This is a genomic window from Streptomyces sp. NPDC047014, from assembly GCF_040644195.1.
Lineage (GTDB): Bacteria > Actinomycetota > Actinomycetes > Streptomycetales > Streptomycetaceae > Streptomyces.
Genome location: NZ_JBEYVX010000102.1, coordinates 1 through 20,372, shown reverse-complemented (window position 1 = coordinate 20,372; position 20,372 = coordinate 1). Strand labels below are relative to the sequence as shown.

General features: G+C 74.5%; 15 protein-coding genes, 5 tRNA genes and 3 pseudogenes. 13 read left to right on the top strand and 10 right to left on the bottom strand.

The features are described 5' to 3' along the window. A pseudogene (locus ABZ873_RS30550) lies at positions 1–93 on the bottom strand (RecX family transcriptional regulator); the annotation flags it as partial. Positions 94–95: 2 nt separating this feature from the next. Between ABZ873_RS30550 and ABZ873_RS30545 the strand changes: the two are divergent. Together ABZ873_RS30545 and ABZ873_RS30540 are read left to right on the top strand one after the other, a co-directional pair. Beyond that, positions 96–662, top strand: a pseudogene (locus ABZ873_RS30545) (thioredoxin domain-containing protein); the annotation flags it as partial. After that, complete coding sequence (locus ABZ873_RS30540) at positions 659–1,498, top strand: cytochrome c biogenesis CcdA family protein (RefSeq protein ID WP_360878812.1); 840 nt, start codon at positions 659–661, stop codon at positions 1,496–1,498. The pseudogene ABZ873_RS30545 and the gene ABZ873_RS30540, both read left to right, overlap by 4 nt. Positions 1,499–1,536: 38 nt before the next feature. Here ABZ873_RS30540 and ABZ873_RS30535 read toward each other — a convergent pair. The 3 genes from ABZ873_RS30535 to ABZ873_RS30525 form a co-directional block, all read right to left on the bottom strand. Then, positions 1,537–1,613 (bottom strand) — tRNA-Phe (locus tag ABZ873_RS30535). A gap of 22 nt (positions 1,614–1,635) precedes the next feature. Next, positions 1,636–1,709 (bottom strand) — tRNA-Asp (locus tag ABZ873_RS30530). A gap of 40 nt (positions 1,710–1,749) precedes the next feature. Then, positions 1,750–1,822, bottom strand: a tRNA-Glu gene (locus ABZ873_RS30525). 127 nt (positions 1,823–1,949) lie between these two features. Between ABZ873_RS30525 and ABZ873_RS30520 the strand changes: the two genes are divergently transcribed. The 7 genes from ABZ873_RS30520 (at position 1,950) to ABZ873_RS30490 (ending at position 7,331) form a co-directional block, all read left to right on the top strand. Next, positions 1,950–2,300: a metallopeptidase family protein gene (locus tag ABZ873_RS30520; protein ID WP_360878809.1), complete on the top strand. Its 351-nt coding sequence runs from the start codon at positions 1,950–1,952 to the stop codon at positions 2,298–2,300. After that, the gene (locus ABZ873_RS30515) at positions 2,297–2,770 is read left to right on the top strand and encodes a CrcB family protein (protein ID WP_360878806.1); all 474 of its coding nucleotides are present in this window, start codon (positions 2,297–2,299) and stop codon (positions 2,768–2,770) included. The genes ABZ873_RS30520 and ABZ873_RS30515 overlap by 4 nt, the downstream gene beginning before the upstream one ends. Further along, complete coding sequence (crcB, locus tag ABZ873_RS30510) at positions 2,767–3,141, top strand: fluoride efflux transporter CrcB (protein WP_360878803.1); 375 nt, start codon at positions 2,767–2,769, stop codon at positions 3,139–3,141. Before ABZ873_RS30515 ends, crcB begins: the two co-directional genes overlap by 4 nt. An 85-nt stretch (positions 3,142–3,226) precedes the next feature. Beyond that, a complete protein-coding gene (locus ABZ873_RS30505) occupies positions 3,227–3,769 on the top strand; it encodes a hypothetical protein (RefSeq protein ID WP_360878801.1) in 543 nt (180 codons plus the stop codon). A gap of 278 nt (positions 3,770–4,047) precedes the next feature. Then, positions 4,048–6,357 carry a DEAD/DEAH box helicase gene (locus ABZ873_RS30500; RefSeq protein WP_360878798.1) on the top strand — a complete coding sequence of 770 codons (2,310 nt, stop codon included), beginning with the start codon at positions 4,048–4,050 and terminating at the stop codon, positions 6,355–6,357. A gap of 163 nt (positions 6,358–6,520) precedes the next feature. After that, positions 6,521–6,593: transfer RNA gene (locus tag ABZ873_RS30495), tRNA-Lys, on the top strand. Positions 6,594–6,815: 222 nt separating this feature from the next. Continuing rightward, positions 6,816–7,331 (top strand): GNAT family N-acetyltransferase, encoded by a 516-nt coding sequence (locus ABZ873_RS30490; RefSeq protein WP_360878795.1) that lies wholly within the window; start codon positions 6,816–6,818, stop codon positions 7,329–7,331. Positions 7,332–7,340: 9 nt separating this feature from the next. On the opposite strand, the gene ABZ873_RS30485 is transcribed toward ABZ873_RS30490, so the two are convergent. After that, positions 7,341–8,633: a hypothetical protein gene (locus tag ABZ873_RS30485; RefSeq protein ID WP_360878792.1), complete on the bottom strand. Its 1,293-nt coding sequence runs from the start codon at positions 8,631–8,633 to the stop codon at positions 7,341–7,343. 337 nt (positions 8,634–8,970) lie between these two features. Here ABZ873_RS30485 and ABZ873_RS30480 point away from each other — a divergent pair. Then, a tRNA-Met gene (locus ABZ873_RS30480) sits at positions 8,971–9,044 on the top strand. Positions 9,045–9,500: 456 nt separating this feature from the next. Next, entirely contained in the window at positions 9,501–10,493 is a 993-nt protein-coding gene (locus ABZ873_RS30475; RefSeq protein WP_360878821.1) for a M23 family metallopeptidase, read from the top strand. Here the strand turns inward: ABZ873_RS30475 and ABZ873_RS30470 are convergent. From ABZ873_RS30470 to ABZ873_RS30455, 4 genes are all read right to left on the bottom strand, one after another. Continuing rightward, a complete protein-coding gene (locus ABZ873_RS30470; RefSeq protein ID WP_360878790.1) occupies positions 10,402–11,772 on the bottom strand; it encodes a PrsW family intramembrane metalloprotease in 1,371 nt (456 codons plus the stop codon). The genes ABZ873_RS30475 and ABZ873_RS30470 overlap by 92 nt on opposite strands. A gap of 118 nt (positions 11,773–11,890) precedes the next feature. Beyond that, the gene (gene trmB / locus ABZ873_RS30465) at positions 11,891–12,637 is read right to left on the bottom strand and encodes a tRNA (guanosine(46)-N7)-methyltransferase TrmB (protein ID WP_360878818.1); all 747 of its coding nucleotides are present in this window, start codon (positions 12,635–12,637) and stop codon (positions 11,891–11,893) included. A 210-nt stretch (positions 12,638–12,847) separates the two neighbouring features. Continuing rightward, positions 12,848–14,080 (bottom strand): L-2-hydroxyglutarate oxidase, encoded by a 1,233-nt coding sequence (gene lhgO, locus ABZ873_RS30460; protein WP_360878787.1) that lies wholly within the window; start codon positions 14,078–14,080, stop codon positions 12,848–12,850. A 31-nt stretch (positions 14,081–14,111) separates the two neighbouring features. Next, the gene (locus ABZ873_RS30455) at positions 14,112–15,884 is read right to left on the bottom strand and encodes a sporulation protein (RefSeq protein ID WP_360878784.1); all 1,773 of its coding nucleotides are present in this window, start codon (positions 15,882–15,884) and stop codon (positions 14,112–14,114) included. Positions 15,885–16,486: 602 nt separating this feature from the next. Between ABZ873_RS30455 and ABZ873_RS30450 the strand changes: the two genes are divergently transcribed. Beyond that, positions 16,487–18,757 (top strand): asparagine synthase-related protein, encoded by a 2,271-nt coding sequence (locus tag ABZ873_RS30450; RefSeq protein WP_360878782.1) that lies wholly within the window; start codon positions 16,487–16,489, stop codon positions 18,755–18,757. A 982-nt stretch (positions 18,758–19,739) separates the two neighbouring features. On the opposite strand, the gene ABZ873_RS30445 is transcribed toward ABZ873_RS30450, so the two are convergent. Continuing rightward, positions 19,740–20,042, bottom strand: coding sequence for an NPCBM/NEW2 domain-containing protein (locus ABZ873_RS30445; protein ID WP_360878815.1), 303 nt, complete (start codon positions 20,040–20,042; stop codon positions 19,740–19,742). Here ABZ873_RS30445 and ABZ873_RS30440 point away from each other — a divergent pair. Next, positions 19,945–20,372 (top strand): annotated as a pseudogene (locus ABZ873_RS30440) (hypothetical protein); the annotation flags it as partial. The gene ABZ873_RS30445 and the pseudogene ABZ873_RS30440 overlap by 98 nt on opposite strands.

Genomic DNA, 20,372 nt, shown 5'->3' with positions numbered 1-20,372 from the left:
GTGCCGGGACTCGACCCAGGCGCCGGCGAAGGCCGCGTCGTCGATGAGGCCGACCTCCTCGTACCGGGAGAGGACCTCCTGCGCCACCTCCTCCGCTCGCCCGCCGCGAGCCCGGCGACAAGCTCGCCGCCGGCCGCGCGGACGCGCCCGTCGTGCTCATCGAGTACTCCGACTTCAAGTGCGGCTACTGCGCCAAGTTCGCCCGCGACACCGAGCCCGAGCTGATCAAGAAGTACGTCGAGAACGGCACCCTCCGCATCGAGTGGCGCAACTTCCCGATCTTCGGCGCCGAGTCCGAGGCCGCCGCCCGCGCCGCCTGGGCGGCGGGCCGGCAGGACCGGTTCGCCGCCTTCCACGCCGCCGCGTACGCCGACGGCGCCAAGGAGAAGGGCTACGCCGAGCCCCGCCTCCTGGAGCTGGCCCGCGAGGCCGGCGTCCCCGACCTGGAGCGGTTCAAGGCCGACATGGCCGGCGAGCAGGCCGCCGCGGCCCTCAAGAAGGACCAGGAGGAGGGCTACCGCATCGGCGTCAGCTCCACCCCGTCCTTCCTGGTCAACGGCAAGCCCATCGCCGGCGCCCAGCCCCTCGCCGCCTTCTCCGCCGCCATCGACCAGGCGGCCGCCGCCGCGGCGACCCCGGCGGACCCGGAGGCGAAGCGGTGACCGACATCGGCTACCTGGCCGCCTTCCTCGGCGGCCTCCTCGCGCTGCTCAGCCCGTGCAGCGCCCTGCTCCTGCCCGCCTTCTTCGCGTACTCCATCGACTCGGCCTCGCGCCTGCTGGCCCGTACCGGCATCTTCTACGCGGGCCTCGCGAGCACCCTCGTACCGCTCGGGGCGGCCGGCTCGTACGCGGGGCGGTTCTTCCACAGCAACCGCGACCAGCTCGTCCTCGCCGGCGGCTGGCTGATCATCGCCCTCGGCCTCGCCCAGATCCTCGGCCTCGGCTTCGCCTCCCGCCGGATGTCGGAGCTGTCCGGCCGGATCCGGCCGACCACCGCCCTGTCCGTCTACGCCCTCGGCGCGGTCTACGGCCTGGCCGGCTTCTGCGCGGGCCCGATCCTCGGCAGCGTCCTGACCGTCGCGGCGGTCAGCGCCAGCCCGGTCTACGGCGGGCTGCTGCTCGCCGTCTACGCCCTCGGCATGGCCGTGCCCCTCTTCGTGCTGGCCCTGCTCTGGGAGCGGTTCGAGCTCGGCCGCCGCCGCTGGCTGCGCGGCCGCGTCCTGCGCGCGGGCCGCCTGGAACTGCACACCACCACGCTGCTGTCCGGGCTGTTCTTCATCACCCTGGGCGCGCTGTTCCTCGTCTACGACGGGGCGAGCGCGCTGCCCGGCCTGCTGGACGTGGACGACTCGTACGCGGCGGAGCAGTGGGTGCGCTCGGCGGCCGGCGCCGTCCCGGACGGGGCCCTGCTCGGGCTGGTGGCCCTCGGCGCGGCCGGCTTCGGCCTGGCGCAGTGGCGCCGCCGGGCGCGGGCCGCGGCGGAGGAGGGGGAGTAACCACGGAAGGCCCCGTCCGGGGGACGGGGCCTTCCTGATGGTGGCTGGGGCCGGGGTCGAACCGGCGACCTATCGCTTTTCAGGCGATCGCTCGTACCAACTGAGCTACCCAGCCACGAGACCGTTTCCGGCCTCAGCGATCCTGACGGGACTTGAACCCGCGACCTCCACCTTGACAGGGTGGCGAGCTAACCAACTGCTCCACAGGACCTTGCGGTGTGCGAGACCGAAGTCTTACACACGGTAATGCGTACCCCCAACGGGATTCGAACCCGTGCTACCGCCTTGAAAGGGCGGCGTCCTGGGCCACTAGACGATGAGGGCTTATGGCCCGCCTGGGCGCTTTCCAGCGCGTCGGGGACGTGAGAAGCATATGGGATGCGGGGAGGTATCGCCAAAACGGTTTCCCCCCACAGGCGGCCGGCGGCCCGCACCGGGCGACAATGGCCCCGTGCTGGAGATGACGCGCGAGGAGTTCGAGGAGCTCGTCGCAGAGGCCCTGGACCGGATCCCGCCGGAGCTGATGCGGCTGATGGACAACGTGGCGGTGTTCGTCGAGGACGAGCCGCCCGCCGACGACCCCGACCTGCTCGGTCTGTACGAGGGAACCCCGCTGACCGACCGCGGCGAGTGGTACGCCGGGGTGCTGCCGGACCGGATCACCATCTACCGCAACCCCACGTTGCGGATGTGCGAGGACCGGGAGAGCGTGGTCGCGGAGACGGAGGTCACCGTGGTGCACGAGATCGCCCACCACTTCGGGATCGACGACGAGCGGCTGCACGAACTGGGGTACGGGTGACCCGGCCCGTTTCCGGCGCCGAGGCGATCGACCCGGACGTCGACCTCCACGTCCCCGCGCAGGGGACCGAGCCGCAGGGCCGGGTGCTCGCGGCCGTCGCCGCCGGCGGCGCGCTGGGGGCCTCGGCCCGGTACGGGATCTCCCTGCTCTGGCCGGCCGGGGCCGGGGCCTTCCCGTGGGCGACCCTGGGGATCAACGCCTCGGGGTGCGCGCTGATCGGCGTACTCATGGTGCTGATCAGTGAGGAGGGCCGGACTGCGCCCCATCCGCTGCTGCGGCCCTTCGCCGGGGTCGGCGTGCTCGGCGGCTTCACCACCTTCTCCACCTACGCCCTGGACTTCTCGCTGCTCCTGGACGAGGGGCGGGCGGGCCGGGCGCTCGCCTACGCCGGGCTGACGGTGGTGTCCGCGCTGGGCGCGGTGTGGCTGGCCGCCGCGGTGACGCGTCGGGCGCTGCGGGGGCGCCGGTGAACTGGCTGCTCGTGGTGGCGGGCGCGGTGGTCGGCGCGCCGCTGCGCTACCTGACGGACCGTGCGGTGCAGAAGCGGCACGACTCGGTCTTCCCCTGGGGGACCTTCGCCGTGAACACCGCCGCGTGCCTGGTCCTGGGGGTGCTGACGGGCGCGACGCTGGCCGGGGCGGTCCCCGCCGGGGTGGCGCTGCTGCTGGGGCCGGGGCTGTGCGGGGCGCTGAGCACGTACTCGACGTTCTCCTACGAGACCCTGCGGCTGGCCGAGCGCGGCTGGGGCTTCCTGGCCGCGGCGAACGTGGTGGTGTCGGTGCTGGTGGGGCTCGGCGCGGTGCACCTCGGCTCACAGGTGGCGCGACAACTGTTCGCGTGAGGGCGTGTCCCTTACGGGGCACGGGGAGTTGGGCACATCGACCCGCTGCAGCGGGCCACGATCCCCAGGCTCCGGAGGTGCCCCCGTGCGCCCATTCTCCGCTTCCCTCCGACTGGCCGTCACCGCGCTCGCGGTCGCGGCGACGGCCGGCTGCATGAGCGTCGGTGAGGACGCGGCCAAGCCCGGCCCCTCCGCGGCGGCGGACCGGCGCGGCGGCGCCGAGGCGGGCGCCGGGACCGCCTCGGGCCGCGGCTCCGGGGTGCACGGCAACGGGCACGGCGCGAAGGACGCCGCCGCGGGCCAGGACGGCCGGGGCAAGGAGGACGGCAAGGCGTCCGGGGCGACCGGCGCCTCGCCCAGCCCGGGCGCGCCGAGCGGCCGGCCGGGTGCGCCCGGCCCGTCGGCGGGACCGGGCGGTGGGGCGGGCGGGCAGGGCCCGCAGCAGCCGCCCGCGGGCGGCGCGGGCGGCGCCGGGGGCGCGGGCGGTGCGGGCGGTCCGGGCGGGGGCAAGCCGTCGGCCAGCCCGACGCCGACTCCGCCGCCCACGACGCCTCCTGTGACGGAACCCATGCCGAGTCCGTCGAGCCCGCAGCCGGAGCCGACACCGCCGGCGGGGCCGCAGGCGTAGGGGCTGGGCGGCGTCCCGCGGGGGCCGGGCGGGTCCGGCCGGGGCCGTGGGGCGGGGTATTCGTGCAGGTCAGCGGCGATATGGCCGGAGTGACTTGCCAGACCCGGGGGAGGGTGCGTATGGTTATAGATCGTTTGATCCCATTGCCCGGCGCCGAATCCGAAGAGCGCCGTGTGGCGCGTACTCTCCCTAGCCGTGGCTGACCGCATTGAGGCGGTCGATTTGCGATTCACGGAGTTTGGGCGCGTGCCGAGACTCCGGAAGGTTTCGCATTTCGCATGTCCATTTCCAGTTCTGACCGTTCCGTCATGCCCGAGAACGACACCAACGAGCTCATCGACGCCGAGGCCCTTGTGGTCACCGAGGCCATCGAGGCCGCTGAGGCGAACGAGATCATCGAGGCTCTTGAGGCCGACGTGACGAACGGTGAGTCCTTCGCGGACTCCGACGACGACTTCGACGCCGACGGCGACACGGACGCCGACGCCGAGCCCACGATCACCTTCGGCGACCTCGGTCTGCCCGAGGGCATCGTGCGCAAGCTCGCCCAGAACGGTGTCACCACCCCCTTCCCGATCCAGGCCGCGACCATCCCGGACGCCCTGGCCGGCAAGGACATCCTCGGCCGCGGCCGCACCGGCTCCGGCAAGACCCTCTCCTTCGGTCTCCCGACCCTGGCCGCGCTGGCCGGCGGGCACACCGAGAAGAAGAAGCCCCGCGCGATCATCCTCACGCCGACCCGTGAGCTCGCGATGCAGGTCGCGGACGCCCTCCAGCCCTACGGCGACGTCCTCGGCCTCAAGATGAAGGTCGTCTGCGGCGGTACCTCCATGGGCAACCAGATCTACGCCCTGGAGCGCGGTGTCGACATCCTCGTCGCCACCCCCGGCCGTCTGCGCGACATCATCAACCGCGGCGCCTGCTCCCTGGAGAACGTCCAGGTCGCGGTCCTCGACGAGGCCGACCAGATGGCCGACCTGGGCTTCCTGCCCGAGGTCACCGAGCTGCTCGACCAGATCCCCGAGGGCGGCCAGCGCATGCTCTTCTCCGCCACCATGGAGAACGAGATCGGCACCCTGGTCAAGCGCTACCTGTCCCACCCCGTCACGCACGAGGTCGACAGCGCGCAGGGCAACGTCACGACCATGACGCACCACGTCCTCGTCGTGAAGCCGAAGGACAAGGCGCCGGTCACCGCCGCCATCGCCGCCCGCAAGGGCCGCACCATCATCTTCGTCCGCACCCAGCTGGGCGCCGACCGCATCGCCGAGCAGCTCGTCGAGGCGGGCGTGAAGGCCGACGCGCTGCACGGCGGCATGACGCAGGGCGCCCGTACCCGCGTCCTCGCGGACTTCAAGGACGGCTACGTCAACGCGCTCGTCGCCACCGACGTCGCCGCCCGCGGCATCCACGTCGACGGCATCGACCTGGTCCTCAACGTGGACCCGGCCGGCGACCACAAGGACTACCTGCACCGCTCGGGCCGTACCGCCCGTGCCGGCAAGTCCGGTGTCGTGGTCTCCCTGGCGCTGCCGCACCAGCGCCGCCAGATCTTCCGTCTGATGGAGGACGCGGGCGTCGACGCCTCGCGCCACATCGTGGGCGGCGCGGGCGCGTTCGACCCGGAGGTCGCCGAGATCACCGGTGCGCGCTCGCTCACCGAGGTCCAGGCCGACTCCGCCAACAACGCGGCCAAGCAGGCCGAGCGCGAGGTCGCGGACCTCACCAAGCAGCTGGAGCGCATGACGCGCCGCGCCGCCGAGCTGCGCGAGGAGGCCGACCGCCTGGTCGCCCGCTCCGCGCGTGAGCGCGGCGAGGACCCGGAGGCCGCTGTCGCCGAGGTGGCCGAGGCCGCCGAGGCGGAGGTCGCCGCCGCCGCTGCCGCTGCCGCCGCCGAACTGGCCGCGCAGGAGCGCCGCGAGGAGCAGCGCCCGCCGCGCGACGACCGGGGCAACTACGAGCGCCGTGACCGTGGCGGCGACCGCGGTGGCGACCGTGGCGGCTTCCGCCGTGACGACCGTGGCGGTGAGCGCGGTGGCTTCCGTCGTGACGACCGTCCGTCCGGTGGTTTCCGCCGTGACGACCGTCCGTCGGGTGGCTTCCGCCGCGACGACCGCCCCTCCGGTGGCTTCAACCGTGACGACCGCGGTGGCGACCGTGGTGGTTTCCGTCGCGACGACCGTCCCTCTGGCGGCTTCCGCCGTGACGACCGTCCGTCGGGTGGCTTCCGTCGCGACGACCGTCCGTCGGGTGGCTTCAACCGTGACGACCGTGGCGGTGAGCGCGGTGGCGACCGTGGTGGTTTCCGTCGTGACGACCGTCCGTCCGGTGGTTTCCGCCGCGATGACCGTCCGTCGGGTGGCTTCCGTCGCGATGACCGCCCCTCCGGTGGCTTCAACCGTGACGACCGTGGCGGTGAGCGCGGTGGCGACCGTGGTGGTTTCCGTCGTGACGACCGTCCGTCCGGTGGTTTCCGCCGTGACGACCGTCCGTCGGGTGGCTTCCGCCGCGACGACCGTCCCTCCGGTGGCTCCGGCTCCTTCGGCGGCCGCCGCGACGACAAGCCGCGCTGGAAGCGCAACGGCTGACCCAGCAGGCTGAACCAGCCCTGAGGAAGGGCCCGTACGACACCTCGTGCCGTACGGGCCCTTCCCGTTTCCCCGCCCCGGAACGCCCGGCGACAGGCCGGTCCGCCGATACCCGATCGGCTGACCCGCGCTGTCCGGCTATGCTCTGGGGTGAGCACGTGGAGGGCCATTAGCTCAATTGGCAGAGCAGCGGACTTTTAATCCGTTGGTTGTCGGTTCGAGTCCGACATGGCCTACGTCTCGCAGGCGTGGGGCTGCCCCCTCTGACCTGCTCCTGAGCGCCCCACCCGGTTCCGGCCGAGTGGGGCGCTCCGCTGTGCCGGGGGCGCGCAGGGGAGCGAGCGGGGAGGGTTCCTTGCCGGAGAACGAGTTGGGCATCGACCCGTGGACGGGGGAGCCGGACCCGTTCGCGGGGAAATGCGAGAGCTGATGGCGGGGCGGGTCGGTAGCGTCGGGGTGTGACTTCTGTGCTGCGTACCGAACGGCTGTGTCTCGAACCGTATGTTCCTGGCGACGAGGAGGACTTCGTCGCGCTCTTCCAGGATGTGAGGGTGTCCCGGTGGATGGGGGAGGGGCCCTCTACCGAGGCCGAGGACCGGGCGCTCTTCGGGCGGATCTTCACCCATGTCTACGCCCGGGACCTCTTCGACGTGTGGGCCGTGCGGCAGGACGGCCGGTTCGTCGGGCACGCCGAGATCAAGCGGACCGAGGAGACCGGCGGCCACGAGATCATCTACGCCCTGGCCCCCGCGGCCTGGGGAGCCGGCCTCGGCACCGAGATCGCGGAGGCGGTCGTCGCGTACGGCTTCGGGGCCCTCGGGCTGACCGAGGTGCACGCCACCGTGGCCGCGCCCAACACCGTCTCGCTGGCGCTGCTGGGGCGGATCGGCTTCACGCATGTGCGGGATGTCATGGAGAGCGACGGGAGTACGACGCGGGTTCTGACGCGCCGGCGTCCGCCCGCGGGCGGCTGAGCCGGCGGCTCAGGCTGAGACGCGGCGGCGACGGCCGAGCCGGACCGCGGCCGCGCCGAGCGCGAGCAGGGCGCCCGCGAGGGCGGCGTACAGGCCGGTGGAGGAGCCCGCGCCGGTGCTGGCGAGGGCGCCGGTGGTGGGCGTGGTGTTCGCCGTGGCCGTCGTCGCCGTCGTCGCCGTCGTGGTCGTTGCAGCCGTGGTGGTCGTGGTCTTCGCTACGGTCTGCTGGGCCGGCGGGGTGGTGGACGGGGCCGGGGCCGGTGTCACGGGGGCCGGCTCGACGATCGGGGTCAGGGGGAACCGCAGCGAGGCGGTCTGGAGGGGCCAGGTGTTGCCCTCGGCCTGGCGGACCTCGGCGTTCATCGTGATGACGGTGCGCCCGGTGAGGCCGGTGTCGAGACCGAGGCTGATGCGCAGCGGCAGGGTGTGGAGGCCGGAGGCGGCGCCGAAGCCCTTGGGGATGCGGGGCAGCTCGTAGCGGCCGTCCTTCGCCCGCAGGTCCTGCCAGCGGCCGTCGTGCAGGGCCTGTACGTAGAACTTGGCGTCCTGCTTGCCCGGGTGGGAGAGGCTGAGGGTGGTGGCGAGGGCGGTGTCGAACGTGCCGTCGCCGGTGGCCCGGTAGTTCAGGTCGAAGTACGCGCGCTGCTCCTGGCCGTCCTTGCCCGAGCCGACCTGCTTGAGCCAGGTCTTGAGCTCGCCGGTCTTGATCTTCGGGTCGACCGCGAAGAGGTGGGAGTCGGCGCCGCCGGGCGCGACGGAGTTGTTGTAGCTGGTGGCGGTGAGCTTGAAGTCGCCGTTGTTGGTGGGGTAGTTCGCGTCCAGGCCGATGGTGACCTTCCAGGTCATCCGGCCGTGGGCCGGGATGTCGAAGGCGTCCGGGGAGTCCTTGGAGCCGGTGACGGGGGCGAACATGCCCTGCCAGCCGCCGTCCTGCCGGCCGACGGAGGACCGGGTCGCCGGGGCGTCCACCGCCTCGACCTTGAAGACGACGTCCTTCTCCTGGAGCAGGCTCGGGCCCGTCGGGTCGAGGAGCAGCCACGGCTTGTACGCGACGGGCGCGCCGGTCGGGTTCTTCACCGTCAGGTCGAAGGACTCGGTGGCACCGCCGCGGGTGAGGGGGCCGTTGGGGACCGGAGTGCCCATCTCCGTACGGAGCACGGCGTGGGCTTCGGCGGTGGCTGCCGGGGCGGTGGCCGCGGTGGCTGCGGTGGGCGTGGCGGACGCGGCGGTGGCCGCGAGCGGCAGCAGAGTGGTGACGACGCCGGCGACGACTGCGATGGCGGCTGCGGTGCGAACGGACATGGTGGACTCCCCCCGAGGAATCACAGGGGCCACGGCGGTACGCCGGGCCGGTATGCGGTGGTGGTGGTGCGGTGCGGTGCGGTGCGGTGCGGTCGATGTCGCCGGTCGGCCGGTCGGTCTTCCCCCTGGCCTCCGCGACAGGAGAATCATCGCCCGCGGGCGATCGCGGAACGATCGCCGCAGTGTCACCGGCGGGCAACAGAGATGATCTTGGTCTGCGAGGCGGCTTTCTGAGCGGTTTCGGGCGCTGTGACCTGCGGCGATACGGGTTGGTGGCCGTCCGGGACCATAAATGGCGAAGGGGGCCTCGCGGATGGCGTAGAGTTGTGTTTACCGACGCGGGGTGGAGCAGCTCGGTAGCTCGCTGGGCTCATAACCCAGAGGTCGCAGGTTCAAATCCTGTCCCCGCTACTCAGTACGAAGGCCCGGTTCCCATGGGAACCGGGCCTTCGTCGTGTCCAGCACCCGAAGCCTGTCAGTGGCTGAGCGCCTCCCCCGTGTCCGCCCGGCGCGAGGCACCCCGGTGCGGCGGCAAGGGCTCCTGACGTTCCGTAATCGGATAGGCGCGCTGCGCTAGCTGGTTGACGGCTCGTCATGAGGCTGGTGTGGCTGGAGTGGTGGGGTCATGCCGAGAGGTTTAGATCAGTTGGTGCTGGTTTCGCCTGGTAAGGGGTGGCCAAAGCCAGCCACCCCGTGGGGGATTGGTCTGAACGATCAAGCGCAACAGCTTGGAATCACTCCCCCACTTCTATTACCTTTCGATAACGCAGCGCGGTCGTCCCAGTCGTCGCAAGAGACGGCGCCGTGTGCGTTCGCGTCCCTGAGGAGAGTGCCCCGGTGGCCTCCAACACGCCTGCCTCCGACGGCATCGAGATCCAGGAGCCGCCCACCGCCGGCGCCTGGGGCGAGTGGAATCCCACCGAGGACTCCGTGCGTCCGGTACGCGGCAAGCACCGGGTCGCCAAGCAGCGCGGCGGCCTCGCCCGTAGCTCCACCGTGCTCGGTGTCGGCGTCATCGCGGCCGTCGGGGCCAGCGGGATCGCCACCGCCCAGGACCGGCCCCAGGTCTCCATATCCCTGCCCGCTCTGCCCGACATCATGTCCGGCGGCGGTAACGGGCAGCAGGAGAAGCCGAGTTCGGGCGCCGAGCGTGCCGCGCAGGCCAACCCCGTCATCGCCCAGCACGCCGACCGGACCGCCGACGCCGGGGAGATCCTGCGCAACCGGATCCTCCAGCAGGCCGAGTCCCAGCACGAGGCCGCCGAGGCCGAGGCGCGGGCGCAGGCCGAGCAGGCCGCGCGGGACGCCGCCGCGCAGGAGGCGAAGGACCGGCTCGAAGAGGCCCGCAAGGCCGCCGAGGAGGCCAAGGCCCAGGCCGAGGCGAAGGCGGCGGAAGAGGCCGAGACCGCCCGGAAGGCCGCCGAGGAGGCCAAGGCCGCGCAGGAGCGCCCCGCCCCCGCGGCCGGCGGCTACTCCCTGCCGACCTCCTCCTACACCCTCACCTCGCACTACGGGGTCTCCGGCTCCATGTGGTCCTCCGGCCACCACACCGGCCTCGACTTCGCCGCCCCGACCGGCACCCCCGTCAAGGCCGTGGCCGCGGGCAAGATCACCTCGGCGGGCTGGTCCGGTGCGTACGGCTACCGGATCGTCCTGCAGCTCGCCGACGGCACCGAGGTCTGGTACTGCCACCTGTCGTCGATGTCCGTCACCTCCGGCTCCGTCGGCGCCGGCGACACCATCGGCCGGGTCGGCGCCACCGGCAATGTCACCGGACCCCATCTCCACCTGGAAGTACGCAAGGGCGGATCAACGGTGGACCCGCTGGCATGGCTGGAGTCCAAGGGCCTGAACGTCTGAGGTACGGCTCCACCGCCAGAGGCTCCACCACCAGCGGCTCCACGGCCGGCGCCTCCACCTCACGCGCCTCCACCGCCCGCGGCCCCGGAACGCCCGCCACCGCCACCTCCCGTACGGCCACCGCCACCCCCAGCGGGTCGAACGACAGCGGCAGCAGTTCCTCCAGCACCGCCGCCCGCGCCAGCGCCGGAGCCGCCGTCGCGCGGCGCCGCCACAGCCGGTGCAGCAGCTCCCGCTCCCGCCGGGCGAAATCCGGCTCCCGCAGCGGCCCGCCCCGCCGGGCCCGGTGCCGCAGCAGCGCCAGGGCCGCCGCGTCCGCCTCGTACCGGGCGACCGCGCGCGCCGCCGCCCGGCCCCCGCTGCGCCGGGCCAGGTCGCGGGCCAGCGCGCGGGCCGGCATGGACGCCAGCGCGGGCACCTCCGCCGGGCCGAACCAGCCCGCGGCCGCGTACAGCGCCAGCTCCTCGGCGACGGCCCTGAGCCGGTCGCGCCGTATGCGCACCGCCAGCCACACCAGCACCCCGAAGCACGGGACCATCACGCTGGCGTAGACCGCGTAGAAGCCGTGGTCACCGAACTGCGAGGAGCCGTTCCACAGCGCGTGCATGCCCATGGCCAGCGCCAGCCCGAGCAGCGGGAGGCAGACCCGCTGGGAGCGGCGTACGGCGAGTGCGGCGGCGCCGAAGCCGAGGCCGGTGAGGACGGTGAACAGCGGGTGCGCGAAGGGCGAGAGCACCACCCGTACGAAGAAGGTCGCCGCCGTGAGCGAGTCCAGTACGCCGGTGCCCGCGGCGAGGTCCTGCCCGTAGGCGTTGCCGAGATAGAGGATGTTCTCGGTGAAGGCGAAGCCGGTCGCGGTGAAGCCGGCCACCACGAACCCGTCGGCGGGGCCGGTGAAATGGCGTCTGCGGAAGACGAACACCAGCAGCAGGGCGGCCGCCTTGGCGCTCTCCTCCACCACCGGGGCGATCGCCACCGAGCCGAGCTGGTCGGCGTCCGAGGGGTCGGCGGTGGCCGCGGCTATCCACTGGGTGGCGAAGTTGTTGGCCAGTATGGCGATCAGCGCGGCGGTGCAGGCGCCCCAGGCGAAGCAGAACATCAGCTGCGCCCAGGGCGCGGGCGCGGCCCGGCCGAGCCACCGGAAGGCCGCCATCAGCGGCGCCACCGGCAGCAGGGCCAGGCCCAGGCCGACGAAGAAGCCCGAGGTGCCGGTCTGCTCGCGCACCATGTCGAGGATGGCGATGCCGGTGGCGGCGAGCAGCAGAAGGAGCACGCACATGCGGACCGTGCCGGACGGGCGCGCGAGCCGGGGGGTACCTCCCGGCGTCAGCGGGAGGCGGAGCGCTCGGAACACATGATGACCCTAGCGAGCAGGTCCGACACGCGCGGTGACGTTGTCAGTTCTGCGTGCGGCGGAAGAGCAAGTCGTGTACGAGGTGCCCCTTGTCCAGGCCCTGTCCCTCGAAGCGGGTGAGGGGGCGGAAACCGGGGCGCGGCGCGTAGCCGCCGTCCGCCTGGGTGTTCTCGAAGTCCGGGTGCGCGCTGAGGACTTCGAGCATCTGCTCGGCGTACGGCTCCCAGTCCGTGGCGCAGTGCAGTACGGCCCCGGGCGCGAGGCGGGTGGCGGCGAGGGTGAGGAACTCGGGCTGGATCAGCCGGCGCTTGTGGTGGCGGGCCTTGGGCCACGGGTCCGGGAAGTACACGCGGATGCCGTCGAGGGAGGCGGGCGGCAGCATCTCGCGGAGCAGGATGATGGCGTCGCCGTTGGCCACGCGGATGTTGCTGAGGCCGTTGCGTTCGGCGAGGGCGAGGAGGTTGCCCTGCCCGGGGGTGTGCACGTCCGCGGCGAGGATGCCGGTGGCGGGGTCGGCGGCGGCCATCTGGGCGGTGGCCTCGCCCATGCCGAAGCCGATCTCCAGGACGACGGGCAGGCCGTCGAAGAGTTCCTTGAGGTCGATGACCTCGTGGCCGTCGATGTCGAGGCCCCAGGTGCCCCAGAGCCGCTTGAGGGCCTCGCCCTGGCCGGTGGTGACCCGGCTGCGCCGTGGCTGGAAGCTCCGGATCCGCCGCTCGTGGTGCGAGCCGGCCGGGTCGGGCGCGGGGCCGTCGGGGAAGCGGGGCTCGGTGCGCCACTTGGGCGGCACGTACGAGTTCGCCTCCGGCGCGGGGTCGGCGACGGGCTCGGCGACGGTCGCGTCCGGGACGGCGGGCGGCGTGGGGTTCAGGGACTCAGACACAATGCGCTGATTCTACGCCGGGGGCCCGCCGCGCCGCTGCGCGAGCCGGGCGGGGGACGCGGCCGCGGGCGCACCCGGGCCGCCCCGCACCTGCATCGGGCGGGGCGGGCCGGAGGGTCAGGACGAGGTCAGGGTGCGCAGGGCGCGGGTGGCTATCTCCCGGCCGATCGGGAGGGAGGCCGTGGCCGCCGGGGAGGGGGCGTTGAGCACGTGGACCGTGCGGGGGGCGTCCCGGATGAGGAAGTCGTCCACCAGGGTGCCGTCCCGCAGGACGGCCTGCGCGCGGACCCCGGCCGCGGCCGGGCGGAGGTCCGCCGGGTCGACGGCCGGGAGGAGGCGGCGTACCGCCCGGGTGAAGGCGGCCTTTGACAGGGAGCGGCGGATCTCGCCCGTGCCGTACCGCCAGTGCCGGGAGGCCATCCGCCAGGCGCCGGGCCAGGCCAGCTCGTCCGCGAGGTCCCGCGGCCGCACCGTCGACCAGGAGTAGCCCTCGCGGGCCAGCGCGGGCACCGCGTTCGGCCCGACGTGGACACCGCCGCCGATCCCGCGGGTCAGGTGCACCCCGAGGAAGGGGAACGCCGGGTCCGGCACGGGATAGACCAGCCCGCGCACCAGCTCCGGCCGCGCCAGGTCGTAGTACTCGCCCCGGAAGGGGATGATCCGCATGCCCGGCTCGTCCCCGGCCAGCCGCGCGATCCGGTCGCACTGGAGGCCCGCGCAGTTCACCAGCACCCGCGCCCGGACCACCAGGCCGGACGTGGTGCGCACCGCCACCGCCGAGGACCGGCGCGAGATGAGGTCCACCGCGCCGCCGTAGACGATCTCCGCGCCCGAGGACTCCGCCAGCTGCTCCGTGACCCGGCCGTAGTCCACGATGCCCGTGCTGCCGACGTGGATCGCGGCCAGCCCGCGCACCTGCGGCTCGTACGCGGTGATCTGGGCCGGGCCCAGCTCGCGCACCGGGATGCCGTTCTCCCGGCCGCGCTGGACCAGGGCGTGCAGCCGCGGCAGCTCCTCCCGCTCCGTGGCGACGATCAGCTTGCCCGTCACCTCGTGCGGAATGCCGTGCTCCGCACAGAATTTCACCATCTCCGCCGCGCCCCGCACCGCGAAGCGCGCCTTGAGCGAGCCCGGGCGGTAGTAGATCCCGCTGTGGATCACCCCGCTGTTGCGCCCCGTCTGGTGCCGGGCCGGGCCGGACTCCTTCTCCAGGACGACCACCCGGGTCCCCGGAGCCAGGCGCGACAAGGCATGCGCCGTCGACAGGCCGACGATCCCGCCACCGATCACCAGCACATCGCAGTCCACGCCGCCGCCCACGCTGACACCTCCCACCCCTGCATACTGCACCCCCGCACCGACAACCCGGCCACGCGGGTCGCTACGCCGGCGCCACCAGCAGCGGCCGCGCCCGCTCGCGCAGCTCCGCCACGCGCGGTTCGTCCCCGTAGGGTTCCAGCCGGTGCAGCAGGTCCCGTACGTATTCGGTCGTCCGCGCGGAGGAGATCCTGCCCGCCACTTCCACCGCCCGGGTACCCGCCGCGCACGCCGCGTCCAGATTGCCCGATTCCAGTTCGGCCACCGCGCTCACCACCAGCCGCAGCCCGTGGGAGCGCACGTACTCCTCGGTGGGCCGGGACAGCGCCTGCTCGGTGAAGCGCCGTACCTGCCGGGGCAGTTTCAGATCCCGGTAGCATTCCGCCGCATCCGCCGCGAAACGGTCGTACGAGTAGAAACCCAGCCAGGTCGGATCCGGATCGCCCGCCCGCGCCCGCTCCAGCCAGCCCTCCGAGGCCCGCAGCGCCGCCCCGGCCGCCGCGGAATCGCCCGCCTTCGCGTGCGCCCGCGCCTCGACCAGCCGGAAGAAGCTCATGGTGCGGGCGGTGGCCAGGCCCCGGTTGCGCTCGACGGCCGCCTGCGCGAGGTCCACGCCCTCGTCGGGGAAGTCCCGGTAGGTCGCCTGGAGGGACATCGAGGCCAGGACATAACCGCCGAGCGGTACGTCCGCGGCCGCGCGGGCCAGGCGCAGCGCCTGGATGTAGTAGCGCTGGGCCGCCTCCTGCTGGCCGGTGTCGAAGGCCATCCAGCCGGCCAGCCGGGTCAGTTCGGCGGTCGCGCCGAAGAGGGCGCGGCCCACCTCGTCGGTGTACGAGCCGAGCAGCAGCGGCGCCGCGTCCACGCGCAGGCACTCGGGGACCATCGACGAACGCCAGTCCCCGCCGCCGTACTTGGAGTCCCAGCGGCGCGCGTCCTCGGCGGCCTCGCGCAGCTTGCTGACATCGCTGTGGCCGACACGCTGCACGTGGTCACGCGGCGTTTCGGCGCCGGGCGGCGCGGGCACAACGGCGGTGGACGGCGGGGCTGCCGAGGGGCCGGCGGCCGGGCCGTTCGCCTGGCCTGCCGTGTGGCCGTTCGGCTGGCCGGCCGCGGGTGATCCTGCCATCGGGCCGGTCATCGCCCCGGTCGCCGGGCCGGTCGTGCGGCCCTCCGGCGCGGGCCGCGGACCGGGCTGGGCCGGTGCGGTGCGGGAGGCCGCGTCGGGGCTCTCGGCGCGGGGCGCCGCCGTGTCCGGGGCCGTCGTGGCCGTCGCCGCTGCGGCCGTCGCTGCCGCGCTCGTCGCCGCCGTGCCGCCCGGGGGCGGATGGTGCGCGGGGCCCGCGGATCCCGCATGCCCCGCCGGCTCGCGCGCCACCGAACCGTCGGCGGGAGATATCAGCCACCGCGAGGCGGGCGTCGCGTACGCCGCCACCGAGAAGGAACCCGCGAGCGACTGCCAGATCCCGCCACCCCCGCGCCGCCCCGCGAGGTCCAGCCGGTAGAGGTCGGTGGCCGAGCGCACCGCCGCGCCCACGTCCCGCGGGAAGGCCAGCCCCACCTCGGGCGCCGGATCCGCGTCCGCCAGACCGATCTCGTGCAGCGGCACCGGGCGCCCCAGCTTCGCGCCGATCGCGGCGGCGATCAGATGCGGGGCGGCGCCCTGCGGCACCATGCCCTTCGACACCCACCGGGCCACCGAGGTCTTGTCGTACCGAAGCGTCAGGCCGCGCTGCGCGCCGAGATCGTTGACCCGCCGGGCCAGCCCGGCGTTGCTGATGCCCGCGAGGGCGAGGACGGCGCCGAGCTTCTCGTTGGGCTCGCGTAGCTCCCTGGTCATGCGCCACCCCTCGTCACACGCGGAACGCATACGCCGCCGGGGCATAGGCGCCCGGCATTTCGTAAACCCAGCGTAGTTCCCCGCCTCCCAAGCGTTAAGGCCCTTACTTCCCAATGGCGGGATTGTTGTCCGTTTGCGCGGAGCGACCCGCCCCCGGCGCCGGGGGCGCACGTCCCGAGGCGTGCTCCGTGCGTGTGGCCGTGCGCCCGCCCGTGCGCTCTGGCCGGGCCGGTGACCCGGCGATTCGATGTGCCGTGCGTGGGTCGGCCCGCTGCCCGGACGGGCGGGCCGGGGGACGCCGCTGCCTCAATCCCCGCGGGTGGCGGAACGGTCCGGGGGGCGCGTCCCGCCTCCCGGACCGCGCCCGTACGCCGTGCGCCGAGGGCGCCCGACGATGCCGCGCGCGGCCGAAGATTGGCTGAAAGCGACCTATGGGGCGGGGGGAACGGAACGTCAAATACTGCGTGCACGGCGCGTGTTCCTTTGCCCGCGCGCCCCCTTTGGCCTCTCTCGCGCGCCTGTCCCGTGGCAGCATGGACCCGAGCCACCGGGGCTCCCTCGGCCGCGCCCTCAGCGCTGTCCGTGCTGCCTGTGCCCCGGTCATGTGCCCACGGGCTGGGGAGGCGGCGGTGCGCTGGTTGGTGGGTTGGAGCAGTATCGCCGCGAGCTTCGGCACGGCCGGCCGGGTCCCGGGCCCCGGCGGCGCGTACGGCCCCGGCGGCCACGGCTCCCACGGAAGCGGTGCCCCCGCATACGGCGGCTCCCCCGGATACGACCCCGCCCACGCCGACCTCCGCGGCGGCATCGCGGACGCCGCCCACGCCGACGACCCCGGCGCGGACGCCGAACGCACCGTCCACCCCGTCGGCGCCCAGCTCCTCTGGGGCGACCCCGACCCCCTCTGGGCCGTCGGCGACTGGCGCCCCGACGAGATCCGCACCCTCACCGCCGACCCCGCCGACCCCTTCACCCGGCTCGCCGTCCTCGGCTGCTGCGGCGCCACCGACGCCGAACTGCGCCGTGCCCTCTACGCGGCCCGCGGCGGCGCCCTGCGCCACCTCACCCAGTGGTCCGGCAGCTACACCGCCGTCGTCCAGGCCGGCCGCCGCATCACCGTGCTCGGCGACCTCGCGGGCGCCCGGCCCGTCTTCTACACCCCCTGGGCGAGCGGCACCGCGTACGCCACCGCCGCCCTCCCGCTCGCCGACCTCATCGAGGCGCAGCTCGACATCGGCCATCTCGCCGCCCTGCTCGCCTGCCCGGACAGCCCGGAGGCCCTGGGCGACGGCACCCCGTACGCCGGCGTCCGCCGCATCCCGCCCGGCCACGCCCTGATCCTGCGCGAGGGCTCCCGCGAGATCACCGGCTACGAGCAGGTCGCCTCGCTCGCGGTGTCCGCGCCCGAGGCGGACGCGGAGCGCGCGGTGGAGGGCGTACGGGAAGCATTGGTGGACGCCGTGCGCGCCCGGCTCACGGCGCCCCGGCATGCTCCCGAGACGGCCGCACCGTACGATCCCGGCCCCGTGCCCGGCATGGGCCCCGCCGACCGGCGGGCCGCGCGCGGCGCCCCCGCCCCCGGAGTCGGCGCCGACCTCTCCGGAGGCAGCGCCTCCGCCACGCTCGCCCTGCTCGCCGCCGGGCTGCCGGGCGCGCCGGGCAGCCTGACCAGCCCCGCCGGGGCCCGGCTGCTCGCCGTCACCTTCAACGACCTGGCCACCCCGCAGGGCCGCGAACCGGAGATGGAACGGGCCCGGGCCCTCGCCGCCGACCCGCGCCTGCACCACGTCGTGGTCGCCGCCGCCGAGGAAGCCCTCCCGTACGCCGACCTGGACGGCCCGCTCACCGACGAACCCGGCCCCTCCCTGGTGGCCGCCGCCCGCGAACGGCGCCGGCTCGCCGCCGGATCCGCCGACCACTTCACCGGCCACGGAGCCCGCCAGGTCCTCGACGCCCACCCCGCCCGCCTCGCCGACCTCCTGATGGACCGCCGCCGTCGCCACCTGCTGCGCCCCGTGGCCGCCCTGGCCCGCTCGGCCTCCGCCGCCGGAGCCGCCGGCGAGTCCCTGCTCGTACCGCTGACCGTGTACGCGGCGGCCCGCAGACTCGCCCGTACGTCGTACCGCGCGGGCATGGAAGCCGCCGCGGCCCGGCTCCGCGAGGGCGCGGTCACCGAGCGCGCCTCCGGCCCGGTGGACGCCTCCCTCGCCGCGCTGACCTGGGCCCGGCCCGGCCCGGCGGCGGGCTGGCTCACGGGGGAGGCGCTGGCGGAAGTATCGATCCGGCTCGCGGCGGCCGCCGGACGGCCCCCGCTGTCGCTGCGGCCGGGGGAGGCCCGCGCCCGCTCCGTACTCGCCCGGCACGCCGCCGACCACCGCGTCTTCGAACAGGCCGTCGAGGTCCGCAGCCAGCGCCTGCACGCCCCCTTCCTCGACAACCAGGTCGTACGGGCCGCCCGCGCCCTCCCCGAATCCCTGCGCGTCCAGCCCGGCGCGCGGGCCGCGATCCTGCGCAGCGTCCTGGTCTCGGCCGGGGTGCGCGAACTGCCGCCCGGCTGGGGGGTGACCGCGCACATCCCGAACGAGACCGCGACCCGCCTCGGGCTGCGCGCCGCCCTCGGCGCCCTCCTGGACCTCTTCGCCGCCCCGCTGCTCGCGGACGCCGGCCTGATCGAGGCCCGCGTGGTCCGCCAGGCCCTCCTCGACGCGGCGGAGGGCCGCCCGGTCCCCCTGGACGGCCTGGCGGAACTGGTCTCGATGGAACTCTGGCTCCACCGCCTCCTCTCCCGCCGCGGCACCTGCTGGACAGGCACCACAACCCCCCACCGCCGAGCAGTCCCGGAGGGCGTCCCGGCCCACAGACCGGCCCTGTCGTAGGACGGCCGGTCCCTGCGGCCGCGCCACGGGACGCGGGGGCGGGGCGCGTCGCCCGCGGGGGCCCGCCGGGCCCGTGGACCGGCCGCCCGCGCCTCCGTGCCGAGCGCGGGGGCGAAGCCCGGCGCCCGCGACCACGCGCGGGGGCCGGTCGCCGCCCGGCGGGCGCGGCTTTGCGCACTGGGGCGGGCCGCCGGGCGCGGGACGTGCCCGCGCCTGTGCCGCCGAGCGCGGGGACGGAGTCCGGCCGACCGCGACCACCCGCCGGGTGCGGGCACGGGGGTCGGCTGCCTGCCCTGCGGGCACGGCCTTGAGCGCTGGGGTGGGCCGCCGGGCGCGGGGGCAGGGCGTGGCGCCCGCGCCCGCCCCGCCGGACCCGAGGACCGGTCGCCTGCCCGGCGGGCGCGGCCTTGCGCACTGGGGCGGGCCGTCGGGTGGTGGCTTGCGCACGTCGGTAGGCCGTCGGGTACGGGGCGAGTACGAGACCGCCGCGCGCCGCCGAGGACTGGGGCACCCCGCCGTGCGCAACGCGCCGGACGCCGAACCCTGGCTTGCACACGAAGGCGCGTACAGCTGCCACTTCCGACGGCCCCAGCCCCCGACGGGCGGCGACGACGGGGCTGCACTGGGCCCCGGTGGCGTTCGCCCGCCCAGTCCTGCGCCCCGACCGGAACGGTCCGTACGAACTGGCCGCGAGCCCAGCGGGCAGAGCGGAACAGATGTGCATGGCCTCAACGCGCTCCAAGAGCAGCCAAGGCACTGCAGCCATCAGGGCGAAGCAAAAGACCGGCAGCGCCACCGAAAGCAGCGCGGCGCCGAGATCGGCCGCAGACGGACCAGCGCGGCCAAGACCTCCGCACGGTCCGGTTCCGGCTGGCCGGTCAGAGCCCCGCCCTCGCGAAGTCCTGTTCGAGGGCTACCTACGCGGGCCGCCGCCCCAACTCCCCAGGGCCGACAGGCAAGCTCCGTCAGCGGGAAGTCGCCCTCAGCGGCAGCCGATCACGGCATCCGCCCAGCTCGCCAGTATCGGCAGGCTGCCCGGCCCGGCGGCCTTCTCCACCACCAGCCGCAACGTCTTCTGCCCCGTCAGGGGGACCTGCACCGCGACGGGCGGATCCTCGGGGCCGAGCGCCCCGGACTGCCACAGCCGTTGCCCGTCCCCGTACACGGAGAACCGCACGCGCCCGTCCGTGAACCGCGACAGGCCGTCCACCCCGGCCTGCGCCGAGAACGACGTGCACTGGCGGTTCAGCGCGATCTCCACCGTGGAACGCGAGTTGACCGTGATCCCGTGCCCGAACCGCCGGCCCCCCACCTCCAGCCCCCACCGCTGCCACACCCAGCTGCTGCGCCAGATCTGGAGCTCGGGCCCGGTGTGGTCACCGCCGGCCGAGAAAGGCAGACGGGCCACCCGGAACGGCTCCGGCGGCTTCGGCTTCGGCGACGGCGACGGGCTCGGCTTCGCCGAGGACGCGCTCGGCGACGGCGTGGGCGAGGGCTTCTCCCGGCTGGGGGAGGGCGACGGCGAAGCCGACGGCACCACCGGCGCGGGCGACACCGCCACCGGCGTCGGCTTCGGCGCGGGCCGCGGCGGTACGGGGCTCCGCGCGGGCGGCGC

Bases quoted from the DNA above. Each gene is read 5' to 3' on its own strand.
- ABZ873_RS30500 (WP_360878798.1), top strand. From the start codon at position 4,048: ATGTCCATTTCCAGTTCTGACCGTTCCGTCATGCCCGAGAACGACACC.
- ABZ873_RS30485 (WP_360878792.1), bottom strand. From the start codon at position 8,633: ATGTCCGTTCGCACCGCAGCCGCCATCGCAGTCGTCGCCGGCGTCGTC.
- ABZ873_RS30470 (WP_360878790.1), bottom strand. From the start codon at position 11,772: ATGTGCGTGCTCCTTCTGCTGCTCGCCGCCACCGGCATCGCCATCCTC.
- ABZ873_RS30455 (WP_360878784.1), bottom strand. From the start codon at position 15,884: ATGACCAGGGAGCTACGCGAGCCCAACGAGAAGCTCGGCGCCGTCCTC.
- ABZ873_RS30450 (WP_360878782.1), top strand. From the start codon at position 16,487: ATGTGCCCACGGGCTGGGGAGGCGGCGGTGCGCTGGTTGGTGGGTTGG.